Source organism: Chryseobacterium sp. c4a (genome assembly GCF_009900745.1).
In the GTDB taxonomy this organism is placed as follows: Bacteria; Bacteroidota; Bacteroidia; order Flavobacteriales; family Weeksellaceae; genus Chryseobacterium.
In genome coordinates this window covers 88,876-106,445 of the sequence record NZ_WXVU01000004.1, presented here as the reverse complement: position 1 = coordinate 106,445, position 17,570 = coordinate 88,876, and the positions used below count along the sequence as shown (strand labels likewise).

The following is a 17,570-nucleotide window of genomic DNA, read 5'->3' as shown; positions in this document are numbered from 1 at the left end:
ATGAAGTATCTCAAATTATTTAAATTTTCAGTAATAGTTTAGCTCGTTGAAGCGTTTCCTCGTGATTTTTAGAAAACTCCAGAAAGTATTGAGTCTGCCAGGCTTGCGTTTTCTGAGCCTGTTTGCTTTCTGTTTTATCCCAGGTTGGATACACTCTTATTCCCCGTTTCCCTATCTTTTTCTCATTAGACAGAACTCCTTTTTCTAATAAAATCTTCTTAGGGAAGATAAATATGCCTGAAAGACTGTCTTTAAAAGATGCAATAAGATAAAAATCAATATTGTCAATGATATCAAACGGAACTGTTTCTCCTTTTTTATTTCTTTTCCAGATCGTTACAAATTGACCGGTTTTAGTGGGTGTTATTTTAGAAATTCTGAATTTGATATTCTGTTCATTTAAATTAAAATTAAAACCTGAATATTCCCTGCATTCTAAGTCTTCTTCAATATTTGAACAGCTCAATCCGAGCGGATGAAACAGCTGTTTTTCAATGGTTTCTAAATTCAAGAGTTCAATGTTTAAGGTTTAAAGTTGGTTGCCAAATACATAGTAATTTGTCAGGATAACTAACTATTCAATGTATGTGGCTATATTCCCCTCCGCTGGAGGGGGGACAAAAATTTTTTGAATTTTTGACGGGGTGGTTTAATAAGGTACCGTCTTCAATTTCTCACATTTATCCTTCCCCAAAAAAAGCATTTGAACTCCCTATCCAGATCGCATCTTTTTTATTGAAATCCACATTTACCATTGCTGCTTTGGTCATTCTTCCGAGGTTTTCCAATAAAATAGGACGTTCGTCGTTTTCCCGCCAAATATACAACAAACGGATCTCAGCTTTTGAAAAATCTCCGTTAATATCTTCAAAAATAGGTTCGTAGTATACTTTTCTCTGCAGAATATAGTTTTCTTTATCCTGGATAGAATTTGTTATCTCTTTGGTAGGGTTTAAATTAACTCCGCTTCCCGCAAATGAAAACAAAGGTTTTAATACAAAATCTTCAAGATTTTCATTTTCCGGAAACTCATGCAGAAAATAACTTTTGGGTACAAACTGATGTTTTAATAAAGGTAAAAGAAATTTGGAAATTTTAAAGAACCAGTTTGGATGGGTGATCCACTTTACATCCACATCCTCACGGAAATCAAATTCTGTATTCAGATCAGGAATATTGTCCAGTTCATCAAAAATAACCCGATTGTAGATCCTTTTAATCTGCGTAAGCTTACCATTATTCTCATAGTAGAGTTTTTTGCCTTCTTTCTTTACTTTTGTCAGGCATATTGTTTTAATACCTAGTAATTTTTCTGTCAGGGCAAAATCAATAGCTGTTTTCTGCTTTTCAGGGAAAATTTCTAGAAGAACTACATTCTCTGGATTTTCATCCCCTACAATAAGTTCCTTCAAGTGGTTTTTAAAGGTTTCATGAGGCATAGCATTTTTGATCTCTGAAAGAAAAGGGTAAACTTCACAGTAGGTTTCTTCATAGACTTTCTGGAATGCATATAAAGAAGGGAATGCTTGCAGCTCTATAAGTTGCGGCTCTATTTCTCCATTTTCACTTTTGCAAACCCCAAAATCGATGGTAAAAAAGTGAGGTTGATTTGTATCGTTGGGAACTTTGCAATTATCAGGAACTGCTTTTTGAAGGGTTTCTACAGGAAGGGCTTTAATCTGGGCGATAATACTTTCAGTGGCATCGAGTAATTTGCCTTCAAATTCTTTAGTAAGAAAAATAGGGCTTTCTGAGATTCTGAAGCCTGGCTCTACACCTCCTTTTTGTTGTAAAATGTCCTTCAGGTTCTTGTATTTTTCATCTGAAAACTCCTGATTAAACTGTTTTCTGTATTTTGGGATCATATTTTTTCTTTTGTGATGTTAAAAAAATCGAGCAGTAATGCCCGATGTTTTATAAGATGGAAGTTAGAAACTGGAAGAGGGAAGTTTTTGAAGCCAATACTTTAAAATAAGATCAATTTTACTGAGTATCTAATTACAATCAAAAGTTGAAAAGAAGTTTAATTACTATGAGTAACTTCCGGCCTCCTTCTTCCAGCTTCCCGCCTTTCTAAGCCAAAGATTCAACTTCTTTCAAAATGTTTTTTTTTGCGAACTGAAGAAATCTTGGAAGAATCTGGTTTCTGGTTAGGATGATTTTATCTTCATCATCTATTCTGTCCATCGTTTCAAGATATTTCTCCATTCCGAAGTTTTCAATCATAGCTTCTCTGTTTTTATCGTCTTTAAGATTTTCTATTAGAGCTTCAGGGCTTGCTTCCGGATGAAACTGAGTTCCGAAGATTTCATCAGAAAAACGAACCGCCATAACCGCTCTTTCCAGATTGATATGAGGACGGAATTTTTCAATTGCCATCACTGTCATTCCTAATTCTTCAAAGCGCTCATGATCAGGTTCAATGAACTGATAAGCTCTGGAGTCTACTGCGTAAAAAGGATCTTGAAGATTTTTAAATAAAAATTCGTCTCTGCCTTCCTTAGTTTTGTGTACTGGCATTACTCCAAAAGAATAAGACTTTCTTTTACAGATATTTCCTAATTTCCAATGAATGCTTGCCAGTTGAAATGAATGACAAATCAAAAAAAGATACTTTTTATCTTCGTTGTATTTATTGTGTTCAAAAACAGAATCTAAAAAATGGGCAAACCTGTCCTCCCACTCGAAACCTTCACGATGTGGAGTACCGGGGCCACCTGAAGAAATAAAAATATCAAAGTCTCCAATCTCCGGCATTTCATCTTTAAACCTCACATCAAATGTCTTGATAATTACATTTTCTTCAGAGTTCTGCTGAAACGTTTCAGAAATTTCTTTAATGTTTCTAAAGCCTTGATTGACATGATTGTTGTTCATGTCCAGCAGAGCAATTCGAATATCTTTCATTACATCATATTTTTTGTAAAGTTACCAAAAATATTATGAAGCAGGTTCGCCATGTGTTATGCCATACTCCGTTTCTGAGATCATGTAATCCACAACCTTAGTAAGATCTCCGGTTTCCTTGAAGATCTGGAGTTGTCTGTCTGCGCCGGTTCCGTTTTCCAGAATTTTCCATGCATATTCTACTTCATGGCGGCATCCTAAATCATCCACCACATCGTCGATAAACTCCAACAATTCCTTCAATAAAATAGGATAAGGTACAGATTCTTCTTTCCCGAAATCAATCAGATGAGCTTCAATGCCGCTTTTAGAAGCTCGCCATTTATTTTCATTCAATAACAGTCTTCTGTAGCTTCTGAAGCTCAGGTTTTGCTGGTGAAGTTTATAAATTTTAGCTACTAAACTTTGCATAATGGCAGCAAGACACACTGTTTCATCAATTCTTAACGGCATGTCGCAAATCCTAAATTCAATGGTAGGATAAAATGGATGAACTCTCAAATCCCACCAGATTTTCTTAGCATTGTCAATGGTTCCTGTTTTTACCAATAAGTCAACATAGCTGTCAAATTCAGCCAATGAATTAAAGTAACTTGGTATACCCGTTCTTGGAAACTTTACGAAAATTTCCTGTCTGTAAGATTTAAAACCTGTATATCTTCCGATCCAGAACGGAGAATTAGTAGATAGGGCATAGACGTGGGGCAGGAAGTAGCGCATTACATTCTGGATTCTTACTCCTTCTTCTCGATTAGGAATTCCAATATGTACGTGAAGTCCAAAAATAAGGTTTTCACGGGCTACATCTCCCATATCATCTACGATTTTGATGTATCTTTCTCCCTGAGTGATATTATTGTCTGACCAATGAGAAAAAGGATGGGTGCCTCCTCCAGAAACGCGAAGTCCCTGCTCGTGGGCAGTGTTGATCAAATGTCTTCTCAAATTCGTTAATTCTGCTCTGGCTTCCTGGATATTCTGACAGATTCCTGTTTCCATCTCAATCATGGATTCGTGCATTTCGTGTTTTAGATTTTCACTTAATACCGCTTTTCCGCCTTCAATGATTTTTGAAACATGAGATATCAGATCTCTGCTTTCCACATCAATAATCTGATATTCTTCTTCGATTCCAATAGTAAACTGATGATGCATTGTCTTGTGTTTTTTTATTCTTTTTCAATCTTATTTTATGGAATCCTTCACAAAAGTTCCCCAAGTGATATTAGGTTTTCCCGGAACATATTCCTTAGCTTTTTCAATAGCCAGTTTTGCCGCATGCTCTATAATCCATGCAAAATTTTCTTCCCCAACAGAATTTCTGTCTGCATCCGGAGCCGGATTACAGAAATCGATTGCATAAGGAATACCATCTCTTACCGCAAATTCTACAGTATTGAAATCATATCCTAATGCTTCATTCATTTTAATCGTATAATCATGAATGGTTTTTAATAGTTTTTCAAGCTCTTTACCTTGGGTCTGATGCGTTGTAGCATATCTCAGATGGTGCGGATTTCTCGGTTCATAAGGCATTATATGTACATATTTTCTGCCCAGACAATAAACCCTGTAATAATCATCAAATACAATTTCCTCCTGAACCATCATCACCAGCTGTTCTGTTTCTCCGAGCTTGTTCCAAAGATCATCCGGATTTTCTACTCTGTAAACGTTTTTCCAGCCACCACCATCATGAGGTTTCATATAAGCCGGGAATCCAACATAATTGAAAATGTATTCCCAGTCATGCGGAAATTTCAGGTTTCTGAATGAAGTTTCCGAAGTATCGGTTGGTCTCTCATGAGAGGGGAGTAATACTGTTTTCGGTAATGGGATTCCAAGTTTACTCATCAGGGCATTATTGAAAAACTTCTCATCAGCACTCCACCAAAACGGATTATTAATGACATAAGTACCGTTAAGCGCTGCATTTTTAAGATATGCTCTGTAAAAAGGAACATCCTGCGAAATTCTGTCGATAATGACGGCATAGCCATAATCTGCACCTTGTTCAAGTTTATCAATGGTAACTGGTTCAGCCACAATGTCTCCGCCACCCAGTTCATTCACTTTGTCTATAAATGCCCAGGGAAATGTGTCCTCCATACCGAATAGAATTCCTACTTTTTTTGTCATAATTTTTGTTTTTAAATGAGGGTATATATCTATTTTATTTCTTAAAGAATCTGTGATTCTTCATATTTTTAAAACTTAAGCGCTAAAACATTGATCTTCTTTTTAATTTAAAAATCTTTATTTAAAACACTTAAGTAAGTTGTATTATACTATTTTACAAACTGTTTTTTTTGTTTTATTGGAATGCTTTTAAGAAAAATAGACCCCAATAAAGGTTGGAAAAACCATTCTCCATAACGGCCAGTCATGCCCAATCCATTTTCTTTCATCATACCAAAAATCAATTCCTTTCACTCTTAAAATTTCAGCCATTTCAATATTTTTGTCCTTGCAGATGTCCTGATCTGAAGTACTCAATACAATATGCATATGTTTGTATTTCCAGGTTTCATCGTTTCTTACAAACTCTCTTGGGCAGTTGAAGTACACCAGATCATCAGAATATCCGTTCATAAAGTTTCTTATACTGAACGCTCCGGATAAACAAAATAGATGAGAAACCACATCTGGAAATCTGAACGCAAAATTAGCGGCATGATAACCTCCAAAACTAGCTCCAGCAACTGCTACACGGTGGGTTTTATGAAGCTTTTGGATATAGGGTACAAATTCCAATATCAAAAACTGTACATACCGTTCGTAGTTTTTTATTCTTTGTTGTGGAGGTATTTTTTCGTCATAAAAACTCCAGCTGTCGATGGTCTGAATATTATAAAGTTTTACTTTTCCCTGTTCTATGAACCAATTGATGCTTCCGTTAAGATGAAAATCGTGGTTCTGGGTATATTGGCCTTGAGAAGTTGGGAACATAATGATAGGATGACCATAATGGCCTGTTACTTCTACTTTAAGACTCGTTCCCAGTATATTGGAATAGTAGTCTGTATGTTCTATGTGAGGCATGTAAATTTTTACTTTAATGGTTGTGTATTATTAACTGCTTAATTTACTCGTCTTAGGCGGAAGGATATTAAGCATTTCCGCATTAATTTTTTCTGTAGCACTCTCCAATCTTTCCTCTATCACAGATGCTTCACTGGATTTGTAAACAATTCCGACATGATAGTCTATAGGAAGAAATTTTACCACTTCTTCACATTCAAATTTGCTATAATCGGGTTCTTTATCTTTAATTAGAGCAACGATAAGTCCGGAGTAATAGCCTGTAGGGGGTGAAACACTATAGTTTTGGTTTCTTAAAAGAGCGTCTTCAATCTTCGCCCATTCCCGCCAGATATTGATACCACTTGAAGCTTCTACCAAATCAGGGATGTGTGCACCGCCCACTCTGGAAGAGGTTTCCAGAAAGTACCACTTTCCATCTTCTTTACCACGGATAAATTCTGTATGGGTTGCTCCGTTGAGCAATCCGAAATTGGAAAGGACTCTGGAATTAATTTCTTCTAATGCTTTGAATTCGTCTGAGTATCTTCCTAATGTTTTAGATCTGAAAACACCACCTTCATGGGAAACCTGCATGGGAGGAGCAAGATATTTCGAGGCAGAAGTAAATACAATTTCTTTATTGAATGTAAGACTGTCTACATGATATACATCTCCGGGTTTAAAGCTTTCCAGCAAAAAAAGATGGCGCTCTTCTCCAAGGATATCCAACGCTTCGTGAAGCTGTTCTTTAGTCATGATCTTTTTGATGCCTGATGCTGAAGCTTCTGAACGGGGTTTCAATACCCAAGGTGCAGGGACTTTATCCACGAACTCATTCACTGTATCATCGTTGAAAACGGCTGTGAATTCCGGAACATTAATTCCCGAATCTTTTGCTTTTTGGCGCATTGCCAACTTATCTCTGAAGTAGCGGTGAGTTGTCTGTCCCATTCCCGGAATACGAAAAGTTTCCCGGATCAGGGCCGCTTTTTCCACATCGTAGTCATCAAGAGCTACCACAGCATCTACTTTTCTGGTTTTCATCAGGTGAGAAAACCCCTGAATCAGATGTTCAAGGTTCCAGACAGAAGGTTTAATTTCAGGCATATAAAATACCTCATCAATGGCATGCCAGGGCCAGTTTTTTTCTTTAAGATTTTCTGATGTTACTAAGATGATTTTATTACCGAGCTTGTTCATTTCATCCATGAAATCATAGCCCTTGTAATAGCACGAAATACATACTATAATTTTCTCCTCCATATAATGTTTTTTAAGTTTTAGTGAATTATCAAAAATAAAAGCAATTCTTTATTATTTGATTAATATCAAAATTTAAAATATGATATACTTTTCTAAATCACTAATCAAGTATACAGAGAATTTTTGTAATAAACTAATTTTTAGTGATAATTTTCGATTAAATCCGACAAGAGTTGAACACCAAAACCGGTAGCTGCTTTTTCTTTAGCATAGCCTACGCTTCCAAAGGCAACTCCCGCGATATCCAGATGTGCCCATTTAGGATGGTTTTCAATGAAATGCTCCAGAAATTTGGCTGCAATAATACAGTCGCCAACAGGTTTTAAGGACATGTTTTTTAAGTCGGCAACATCAGATTGTATATCATCTTTCCATACATCCCATAATGGTAGATTCCACAGCCTTTGATTGGTTTGATCTCCGGTTTTTATCAAAAGATTTTTCAATTCTTCATTATTAGAGAACATAGCTCCACAAGTATCTCCAAACATTCTTACTGAACTCCCTGTTAAAGTGGCCAGATCAATAAGGAAATCTGTTTTGTAATTTTTGACTAAATAGGAAAGCCCATCAGCAAGTATCAGTCTGCCTTCTGCATCGGTATCCATCACCTCAATAGTTTTGCCATTGTAGGCCGTAATAACATCGCTTGGAAGCAGTGCTTTTTCGGAAATAGCATTGTCTGTAATGGGAAGAACAGCAACGATATTTACCGGGAGATTCATTTCTGCAGCATAAATTAAAGTTCCTAAAACAGCGGTTGCCCCGCCCATATCAGATTTCATATAATGCATATTGGTGAAAGGTTTTAAGGAGATTCCTCCAGTATCAAACAATACACATTTTCCGACCAATCCAAATGTTTTGGCATTTTTAACTGTAGTTTTATATTCTAAAATAGTAAATGCAGCATCATAAGCACTTCCTTGATTAACGGCAAGATAAGCACCCAATCCAAGTTCTTCACATTTTTTTCTGTTGAAGACTGTATATTTTAATTCATACTTTTTGGCCAGATTTTTAAGATATAAACTGAAAATATCCGGTTTTTTGAGATTCGCGGGTTTATTCATCCACTCCTGGCATGCGATCTGTCCGTTGCTTAAAGCCAAGGCTTTCTGTTCGATGTGGTCTAGTTTTTTCTGGCTTAAATTCTCAAAATGAAGCTCAAACTTGACATTCCAGAAAGGGTGTTTTTTTTCAAAAGGATAATTGTACGTTCCAATAAGCAGTCCTTTCACAAATTCTTCAAACTGTTTTTCATTAAGAAAATCAGCCAATAGTAACGTTGGAACAGCATGTAGTTTCTCTTTTTGAGATTGTGAAAATTTCACCCCAATCTGCTGGATTTCGAAGTTTTGGAAAGTAGATTTTCCCAACCCGATAAAATAAGTAATCCCTTCTTCATGGGCATTGATGAACACCTCATGCTTTTTTCCAGTGAAGAAAGTTGAAATGTTTTTATTGAAATTTTTACCAGCCTTTGCCCATTCTTCCTCTGTGAATAAATGGAAAACCTGAGTGTAATTTTTATTTTTTTTGTTGATTAGTTTCATAAATTTAGTTCTTAATGCTTTGTTGTTGTGGTTTTACTTCAACAGGGTTTTCTGTATTGTCATAGAATAGCCATTCAATAGCTCTTGGAAATTCTTGTGACCAATAAAATTCATTGTGTGTTCCTTCAGGATTAATGTTGGTTCTGAATTCAAAATCGAAAAGGTTCTTTTTCTCCCATCTTTTCAGATATTCCTCGAAAATATGAATTCTTTTTACCATTTTGGATCCTTCCTGGCCACCACCATATAAATATATCTTTGTTTTAAAAGGGACTCTGAAATTCATCATAGGGAAGTTGTTATTAGGTTCTACCCAAAGAGAAGGAGAGAAGATTAATAACTTGGAGTATACTTCAGGATAAAGAAATCCACTGTAGATACTGATCAGTGCTCCCAGTGAACTGCCGCCGATTCCTGTATTATCTCTGTCTTTTTTCGTGCGATAATTTGCATCCACATAAGGCTTTAAAGTGTCAGCAATAAAGCGGATGTATTTTTTTCCTTCGGAACCATTGGCAACATTATCATTATCGAAGATGTATTCTTTTATTCTGTCCTCACTTCCATGTTCTATGGCAATCACAATAACATCACCGCGTCCATATTCTGCAAGAATAGAAAGTTTTTTATCAATTTCCCAATTTCCGAAACCACTGCCTTCATTGAAAAGATTTTGAGCATCCTGGAGATATAAAACAGGATATTCTTTATCAGAGGTATGATAATCGTAAGGTAATACAGCCCATATCTTACGATAGCGATCCAGTTGCGGAATATAGAATTTTTCAGAAATCACTTCAGCAATGGGGAAGAACTCTTCTTTAAAAGGCCCCCAGTTTAATCTCCATTTTTCTACTTTATCAGAAGTAGACTGTATGGACTTTTTTACCTTCCGGTTAGGGGTGATATTTCCGTATCTGTCAAGTTCAACATTTTCCCAGCCTCCTTTGGTGAATTTATATTCTATTTCATCCGGAAGTGATTGGTCATCAATTTCTATGGAGTAATTTCCAGAATTTAATTCTTGAAGTTGGTACGTGTAGTCTTTAGGATTCCAGTTGTTGAAATTTCCGGTGATGAATACCGGCCTGTCATCTTTTTCATCAGTATAAAGTTCAAACCTCATCATAAGTGTTTAATAAATATTAGCTTGCTAAATTTATAAAAAAGATTGTTTTGGAATCATAAAAAAGTGAATTAAAAAATGATATATTTGATAGGAAACGAAGAAAGAAAACTAACTTGATAATTATTTGATGAATAATTAATCGCTAATGTCAGTATTTTTCGTAGTTTCAGACAAAATATAAATACAAACTGATCTTGATGAATTCTGTTAAAACCTATACGCTTTTCACCGATCATGATGTGTATCTTTTCAAAGAAGGTAGACATTATAAGCTGTATGGTAAATTTGGGGCGCATTCTGTAGAGAAAGATGGAGTGGAGGGAGTTTATTTTTCAGTTTGGGCACCGCACGCAAAAAAGGTATCTGTAATAGGAGATTTTAATAACTGGAATCATAAAGATCATATTTTGTTCCCAAGATGGGACGGTTCCGGGATATGGGAAGGCTTTATTGAAGAATTACCTTGGGGTACCTTATATAAATATGCTGTGGAAACAGCAAGAGGAGAAATATTAGAAAAAAGTGATCCCTTTGCTTTAAGTTGGGAACAGAATATTCAGGCAGCTTCATTGGTTTCCACAACGTGGTATGAATGGGAGGACAAAGAATGGATGGAAAACCGCTGGGAGAAAAATAGTTTGGATGTACCCCTATCTGTTTATGAATTGCATTTAGGCTCATGGGTAAGAGAAGAAAAAGATCCTGATAAGTTTTTGAACTATCGTGAGATTGCCAAAAAGCTCGTTCCCTATATAAAAGAAATGGAGTTTACTCATGTAGAGTTTATGCCTGTTATGGAATATCCTTATGATCCAAGCTGGGGGTATCAGATCACAGGATTTTATGCTGCTACTTCACGCTTCGGTTCACCACAGGATCTGATGTTCCTGATTGATGAGCTTCATCAGAACAATATAGGCGTTATCCTGGATTGGGTACCTTCTCATTTTCCGGGTGATGCCAATGGACTCCATCGTTTTGATGGTTCTTACTTGTATGAACATGAAGATCCAAGAAAAGGCTTTCATCCTGACTGGAAATCCCATATCTTTAATTATGGAAGGAATGAAGTGAAATCTTTCCTTATTTCCAATGCAATGTTCTGGCTGGATCGTTATCATGCAGATGGACTTCGGGTAGATGCTGTTACTTCAATGCTCCACCTGGATTATTCAAGGAATGAAGGTGAATGGGAACCCAATATATATGGTGGAAATGTAAATCTTGAAGCTAAAGCCTTTCTGCAGGAATTTAATACGGCCGTTTACAAGGAATTCGGAAACAGTATTATAACAATTGCTGAAGAAAGCTCAGATTTTCCAATGCTTACCAAGCCTGTTCATGAGGGAGGTGTAGGTTTTGGAATGAAATGGATGATGGGATGGATGCATGATACGCTGGATTATTTTAAGGAAGACTTTGTCAACAGAAGATTTCACCATCATAAACTTACATTTGCTTCCATGTATATGTATAATGAAAATTATATGATGCCTTTGTCGCATGATGAAGTTGTGCATGGGAAAGCAAGTCTTATCTATAAAATGAAAGGGGATGAGTGGCAAAAATTTGCGAATCTTCGTACCTTGTATGTCTATATGTATACCCATCCGGGAGCCAAGCTTCTTTTTATGGGTGATGAATTCGGGCAAACCAGTGAATGGAATTTTACCCAAAGCCTGGATTGGCATCTTTTGAAATATCCTGTGCATAAAGGATTGCAGAATGTTGTAAAAATGCTTAATCATTTATACAGATCCGAATCTGCTTTGTATGAGAACCAGTTTGATAAAAATGGTTTTGAATGGATAGAGGCTGATGATCTGGAAAATTCAGTATACATTTATCTCAGAAAAGGTAAAAGAAGAGATGATATTTTGATGACGGTATTAAATCTGGCACCAAAAGTCCTGGATTACAAAATAAAGATTCCTAATGGAACCCATTGGGAAGTGATTTTTAACTCCGATGATGATGAATATAGTGGAAGTGGAGTAATCTGTGAGGTTTTGGAAGAAAAATATGAAGATGAAACCGAGCATCAAAAGTTTATGACGATCAAATTACCACCCCTGGCCGGAATTATTTTGAGACAACATAAAGATAAAAAATATAAATTACACAGAATTAAACACAAAAGATAAGAAATGGTAATCTATCATTTAAGTACAGAATGTTATCCTGTAGCAAAAGTAGGCGGCTTGGCAGATGTTGTCGGGGCACTTCCGAAATATCAGAACAAAATAAAAGGAATAGAGGCCAAGGTAGTAATGCCATGGTACAACAAACCCTTTTTCTACGAACATGAATTTGAGGTAGTTTTTGATGGATTTATTCATCAGGGATCAAATATGCTTCAGGTTCAGGTGATGAAAGAGAAAACAAATGTTCTGGGATTTGAGCTTTATATGGTGAAAATTCCGGGATTATTGGATAGAGATAATCCTTATGGGTATCAGGATGAGAGCTTTCAGTTTCTGGCTTTTCAGCAAGGTGTCCTGCATTGGATGTGTGCCATGGAAATCAGACCGGATGTTCTTCATTGTCATGATTATCACACAGGATTGGTTCCCTTTATGGTAGAGCATTGCCCTGAATTTAGCTTTTTACAAGGCGTAAAAACCATTGGAACGATTCATAATGGAGAATACCAGGGAATGATGAGCTGGAATATGGCCAATTATATGCCTTCTTTTGATGCTTACAAATGGGGATTAATGGATTGGAACGGTTTTATGAATCCATTGGCAAGTATGCTGAAATGTTCTCATGCTTTTACTACAGTGTCTGAAGGATATCTGGAAGAACTTTTCATCAGTTTCCGTGGGCTTGAAAGTCTCGTTCGTCAGGAATTCGGAAAAGCTTATGGGATTATCAACGGAATTGATACTGAAGTCTGGAACCCTGAAACCGATCCGATGCTGGATTTTAATTTTAACAGTAAAAATGCTGTCGCTCAAAAGAAAAAGAATAAAGAGAAGCTTTGTAAAGAATATGGGCTAAACCCGGCATTGCCGTTATTTGCATTCATTGGTAGGTTTGCTACAGAAAAAGGAGCTGATTTGTTACCGGATGTGGTATGGCGAAGTATCAAACAAAGTTATGGAGCTTTGAATATTATGATCTTGGGCTCAGGAAATACCTATATTGAGAATAAACTCAAAGAATATGACTATACCTACACCAACTTTGCTGTAGATCTCGGCTATAAGGAGCATCTTTCTCATAAGATCTATGCTTCCGCAGACTTTCTCCTGATGCCATCAAGAGTAGAACCATGCGGCTTAAATCAAATGTATTCTATGAGGTATGGAACGGTTCCTGTGGTACGATATACAGGCGGATTGAAAGATACAGTAGAAGATATTTCAACAGGTGGGGCCGGTTTGAACTTTACATATCCCGGTGTAGATGATATTGTACATGCGATGAACAGGGCGCTAGGAGTTTATAATCAAAAAGGAATGATGGAAGAACTTATTCATGCCAATATGAATTTTGATTTTGCATGGGAAAAATCTGCAGAAAAATATATAGCTTTATATAAAAACTGATATGATAAAGAATCTTCTTTTGGGAATACTCATGATAATGACTGCTTCCTGTGAGAAAGGAAATCAGAAAACCCTGTTAAAAGAAGAGAAGGTTCAGTCTAAAGAATTCTACTATACAATACTGGGCTATGGAATGCCCGATATGGAAAGGCAGAGATTGGTAGAAGGAATTTCTGAAAAATGGAAAATAAAAAATATAGATGTTGCAGGCTGTGAGGTAACTCAGGAGCTTATGGATAGCGTAGCTGTAGAAAACAAGAAAACGTATGCAGCACTAGAAAAGAGATACGGGAAAGACTGGCAGGTAAGATACGAAAAGGATATTCAAGCTTTCATAACGAAGCAAGCAGATATCATGGATATTTTGATTATCAATAAGCCGTTTCGCGAAAAGCTTAAAAGCTGCAACACAGAAATTGACGGAGTACTTAAAGAGGTCAGACAACTTGGTAATTCTGAAGTATACGAAGTGATAGTATACAATTTTGATAAAAATTATAAAAAAATAATCTGCTGTACAGTGCAGGTGGACACCAAAACTAGAACAGTAAACTTAATAAAATAAAAAACGCAATATATTTATGAACCGAAATGTAATCTCTATTGTATTGGGCGGTGGCAGAGGAACAAGATTATTCCCGTTAACGTATTCCAGATCAAAACCGGCAGTTCCTATTGCTGGAAAATATAGATTGGTGGATATTCCAATCTCAAACTGCCTAAACTCAGGCTTGAATAAAATTCTCGTGCTGACTCAGTTTAATTCTGCATCTTTAAATTCACATATCAAGAACTCTTATCACTTCGATATCTTTAGCCAGGGTTTTGTAGATATTCTGGCAGCAGAGCAGAATGTAGAAAATGACAGCTGGTATCAGGGAACTGCAGATGCTGTACGTCAATCTATGAAGCATCTAGAAAAATATGATTATGAATATATCTTAATCCTTTCCGGAGATCAGCTTTATCAAATGGATTTCAGAGAAATGCTTGACTTTCATATCGAAAACGGAGGAGATCTTACCATTGCAACCATTCCTGTAAACGCTAAAGATGCAACAGGTTTTGGAATCTTAAAATCCGATGATGACGGAAATATTACGTCTTTCTACGAAAAACCGAATTATGATATGTTGGAAGGTCTGACGTCTGAAGTTTCTGAAGAAAATAAACACAGAGGTAAAGAATATTTGGCTTCCATGGGAATCTATATATTCACCAAAACTATTCTTAAGAAAATGTTTGATGAAGGAGCGGGTGATGATTTTGGAAAAGATATAATTCCAAATTCTATTGGGAAATACAAAACATTAAGTTATCAATATGAAGGTTATTGGACGGATATTGGAACGATAGAATCATTTTACGAGGCCAATTTGGATCTTTGTCTTGATCTTCCACAGTTCAACCTGTTTTCATCTTCTCCGATTTATACAAGGGCAAGGATGCTTCCGCCATCAAAGATCAATGGTTCTTATGTAAGCAAAGCAGTTTTTGGAGATGGATGCATCATCATGGCAGATAAAATAGAAAACTCAGTAATTGGAAACAGAACCAGAGTTGATAAAGGAAGTACTATTGTTAATTCCTATGTAATGGGTGCCGATTTTTATCAAAATACTACGGAAATCGTCATGAACGATAGAAGCGGCCGCCCAAATATGGGAATTGGAAAATACTGCTATATTGAAAAAGCTATTCTTGATAAAAATTGCTATATCGGAGATAATGTAAAAATTATCGGTGGTAAACATATTCCTGATGGTGATTATGGAACTTATTCTGTACAGGATGGGATTGTGGTTGTGAAGAAAGGGGCGGTAATAGCACCGGGGACGCATATTGGATAGGAAATAGGGAGGAGAAAAACTAAAAACTATTACAATGATATGGTTAGATATATTTTTCTTTATGAAAAGATTAAACGAATAATAATTTCAAACAATGGTTGTGTTGATGATAGATGAATAGGAGTTTCTATCTGCTCTCACAATACTTTCATCCATAACATGATTAATTATCATTAAAAATAAAATTAAAGTGATCAATATTGGGTCACTTTTTTTGTGGAGAAAATAATTGAAAAAAATATCACTATCAAAATCGTACTAGAATGATTAAAATTTGATTATTTTTTTTAACATTTAATATGATGAATGGAATGGATTAGGGTTTGATTTTAGTGTAAGTAGTTAATATTTAATATATTGTATGTTTAACATATTTTAAGATTTGGCATATGAATTGTTAATGATTCATAAAAAACAAATTTTGAAATTATGAAAAAAATTATGGCGATTGCTGCTATTGCAGTATTTGGAATAACTAGCGCTCAGAAAAATACGCTATTATTAGGAGGTAATATTGGATATAGTAGTGATAATACCAGTATTTCCGGTGAAAAAAGTGAAGTAGAGTCTTTTAGCTTTACACCAACAGTAGGGTACCAGTTCAGTGATCATTGGACAGTAGGACTTAATTCTACCATTACATCAGGAAAAAGACCAATGGAGCAAGGAACATTAAAGGAAAACGGTTTTGCTATCGGGCCATTTGTACGTTATGCTCTTCCATTAAGCCAGACCTTTGCAATATATGGAGATCTGGGGGCGGGATATCAGAGTATGAGAGATACCTATACTATTGCTGCTACTTCCAGTGAAAGAAAAATGAATGGGTTCTATACTAATTTTACACCAGCATTATTCATTAACTTTAAGAATGGTTTTGGATTAAATTTTAACATTGGTGGGATCAGATACGGTTATTTAAAAGAAGATGGTGCTGATGTTACCAATAATAAATTCAACTTCTCTTTTGGTAAGGAAGTTGGGGTAGGAATATCAAAAAACTTTGGATTGAAATAATTCCTATTGAAATGTAAATTAAAAAAATGAGCCGGGATTTTCCGGCTTTTTGTTTCTATAGGTTCAATGAACAAAAATTTCAATTAAAAAAACATCATTAATCATTTGATTACTTGTTAATTTGCCCTGCTTCCATTTTTTTACCAGGTTAATTATTGTTAAACATATAATTAGAGTGATCAGTATATTGGTCACTTTTTTTATTTGTATTACTTTTGTGCGATGCGTATTTTTAAATATTTAACGGTAGTTATTGTTCTTTTGGGAGGTGCTTATGCGGCTTCTATGTACTATTTTGTAGATGAAAGTAAGAATTTCACCGTTGAAAAAGAGATTGATTATCCGGTAGATAAGGTTTTTGCTCAGTTCAATAATCTTCAGAACTTTACAAGATGGAACAATTTTTTTACCAGTTCACAATCTATGGATATAGACTATTATACGCCTTATGAAGGACAGGGAAGTGCTATTAGCTATGTTGATAAAAAGAACGATACCGATGGTGAAATGTTCATCCGTTATGAAAATACCAATAAAACCTTAAAGTATCAGCTTTTTGAGGATGAAAATGAAAATCCGACATTAGTTGATGTGAAATTCAAGCCGGTCTCTGCAGAAAAAACAAAAATTACATGGTATGTACATACTCCGAAACTTTCGGTCTGGAGAAGAGTAGAAAATTTCTGGACAGAAGACCGTTTTGCTGAAAATATCAATAAAAGTATGGTGAATCTTAAAAATTCACTAGGAAATAAAGTTGAAAAAGACAACCAGATGGCAGCAATCAAGTATGACAGTCTGATGGTAGAAAATGAAGAAGATAAGCTGTTGTTAGGGATCAATGTAAGTACAGCCAATAAAAAAGACGCTCTTTATAAAAATATTGTGATGAATTATAACAAGGTATATAATTTCGTAACAATGGATCTTGGTAAAAGGGATGATGAATTTGGATATCCGGTTCTGATGACCGATGCAGATAACTATAAAGACAAAGAGGTTTCTTACTTCCTGGGAATTCCACTTTCTAAGAAAATTGGGGTATCTGACAATAACTTTAATTTTAGGACAGTGAACCCATCCCAAAACTACGTAATGTACTACAAAGGGAGCTATGAAGGCCGAATTAAGGCCATTCAGCAGCTGATTCTGAAAGCCAAAAAAGATGAGATGCGCTTCGGAGATATCCGTCAGACCTTTATTGAACGTCCTATGGAAGGTCAGGAGGTGAATATTAAGCTCTCATTATCAGTGTATAAGTAATTTTTTT

General features: G+C 35.7%; 15 protein-coding genes. 6 read left to right on the top strand and 9 right to left on the bottom strand.

Going from position 1 to position 17,570, the window contains the following annotated elements; translation table 11 throughout:
- Positions 1-19: 19 nt before the first annotated feature.
- The 9 genes from GTR01_RS07880 to GTR01_RS07840 form a co-directional block, all read right to left on the bottom strand.
- Entirely contained in the window at positions 20-511 is a 492-nt protein-coding gene (locus GTR01_RS07880; RefSeq protein WP_185155107.1) for a MepB family protein, read from the bottom strand.
- 169 nt (positions 512-680) lie between these two features.
- Positions 681-1,865 carry a hypothetical protein gene (locus GTR01_RS07875; RefSeq protein WP_160137305.1) on the bottom strand — a complete coding sequence of 395 codons (1,185 nt, stop codon included), beginning with the start codon at positions 1,863-1,865 and terminating at the stop codon, positions 681-683.
- Between the two features lie 208 nt (positions 1,866-2,073).
- A complete protein-coding gene (locus tag GTR01_RS07870) occupies positions 2,074-2,907 on the bottom strand; it encodes a type 1 glutamine amidotransferase (protein WP_160137304.1) in 834 nt (277 codons plus the stop codon).
- A gap of 33 nt (positions 2,908-2,940) precedes the next feature.
- Positions 2,941-4,062 (bottom strand): carboxylate-amine ligase, encoded by a 1,122-nt coding sequence (locus GTR01_RS07865; protein ID WP_160137303.1) that lies wholly within the window; start codon positions 4,060-4,062, stop codon positions 2,941-2,943.
- 30 nt (positions 4,063-4,092) lie between these two features.
- Complete coding sequence (locus GTR01_RS07860) at positions 4,093-5,046, bottom strand: RimK family alpha-L-glutamate ligase (RefSeq protein ID WP_160137302.1); 954 nt, start codon at positions 5,044-5,046, stop codon at positions 4,093-4,095.
- A gap of 189 nt (positions 5,047-5,235) precedes the next feature.
- On the bottom strand, positions 5,236-5,949 hold the full coding sequence (locus GTR01_RS07855; RefSeq protein ID WP_160137301.1) for an alpha/beta hydrolase-fold protein: 714 nt from the start codon (positions 5,947-5,949) through the stop codon (positions 5,236-5,238).
- Between the two features lie 30 nt (positions 5,950-5,979).
- Positions 5,980-7,194, bottom strand: coding sequence for an acetyl-CoA carboxylase biotin carboxylase subunit family protein (locus GTR01_RS07850; RefSeq protein ID WP_160137300.1), 1,215 nt, complete (start codon positions 7,192-7,194; stop codon positions 5,980-5,982).
- A gap of 140 nt (positions 7,195-7,334) precedes the next feature.
- Positions 7,335-8,750, bottom strand: coding sequence for a M17 family metallopeptidase (locus GTR01_RS07845; RefSeq protein WP_160137299.1), 1,416 nt, complete (start codon positions 8,748-8,750; stop codon positions 7,335-7,337).
- Between the two features lie 4 nt (positions 8,751-8,754).
- A complete protein-coding gene (locus tag GTR01_RS07840) occupies positions 8,755-9,879 on the bottom strand; it encodes an alpha/beta hydrolase-fold protein (protein WP_228452180.1) in 1,125 nt (374 codons plus the stop codon).
- Between the two features lie 197 nt (positions 9,880-10,076).
- Here GTR01_RS07840 and glgB point away from each other — a divergent pair, with 197 nt between their 5' ends.
- The 6 genes from glgB to GTR01_RS07810 all read left to right on the top strand — a co-directional run bounded on the left by glgB (position 10,077) and on the right by GTR01_RS07810 (position 17,563).
- A complete protein-coding gene (gene glgB / locus GTR01_RS07835; RefSeq protein WP_185155106.1) occupies positions 10,077-12,023 on the top strand; it encodes a 1,4-alpha-glucan branching protein GlgB in 1,947 nt (648 codons plus the stop codon).
- A 3-nt stretch (positions 12,024-12,026) separates the two neighbouring features.
- Positions 12,027-13,433 carry a glycogen synthase gene (locus GTR01_RS07830; RefSeq protein WP_160137297.1) on the top strand — a complete coding sequence of 469 codons (1,407 nt, stop codon included), beginning with the start codon at positions 12,027-12,029 and terminating at the stop codon, positions 13,431-13,433.
- A 1-nt stretch (position 13,434) separates the two neighbouring features.
- Positions 13,435-13,998, top strand: a complete 564-nt coding sequence (locus GTR01_RS07825; protein ID WP_160137296.1) for a hypothetical protein — start codon at positions 13,435-13,437, stop codon at positions 13,996-13,998.
- Positions 13,999-14,014: 16 nt separating this feature from the next.
- Positions 14,015-15,283 (top strand): glucose-1-phosphate adenylyltransferase, encoded by a 1,269-nt coding sequence (locus GTR01_RS07820; RefSeq protein ID WP_160137295.1) that lies wholly within the window; start codon positions 14,015-14,017, stop codon positions 15,281-15,283.
- Positions 15,284-15,712: 429 nt separating this feature from the next.
- On the top strand, positions 15,713-16,300 hold the full coding sequence (locus GTR01_RS07815) for an outer membrane beta-barrel protein (protein ID WP_160137294.1): 588 nt from the start codon (positions 15,713-15,715) through the stop codon (positions 16,298-16,300).
- Positions 16,301-16,522: 222 nt separating this feature from the next.
- The gene (locus tag GTR01_RS07810) at positions 16,523-17,563 is read left to right on the top strand and encodes an SRPBCC domain-containing protein (protein WP_160137293.1); all 1,041 of its coding nucleotides are present in this window, start codon (positions 16,523-16,525) and stop codon (positions 17,561-17,563) included.
- The last annotated feature ends 7 nt before the right edge of the window (positions 17,564-17,570 follow it).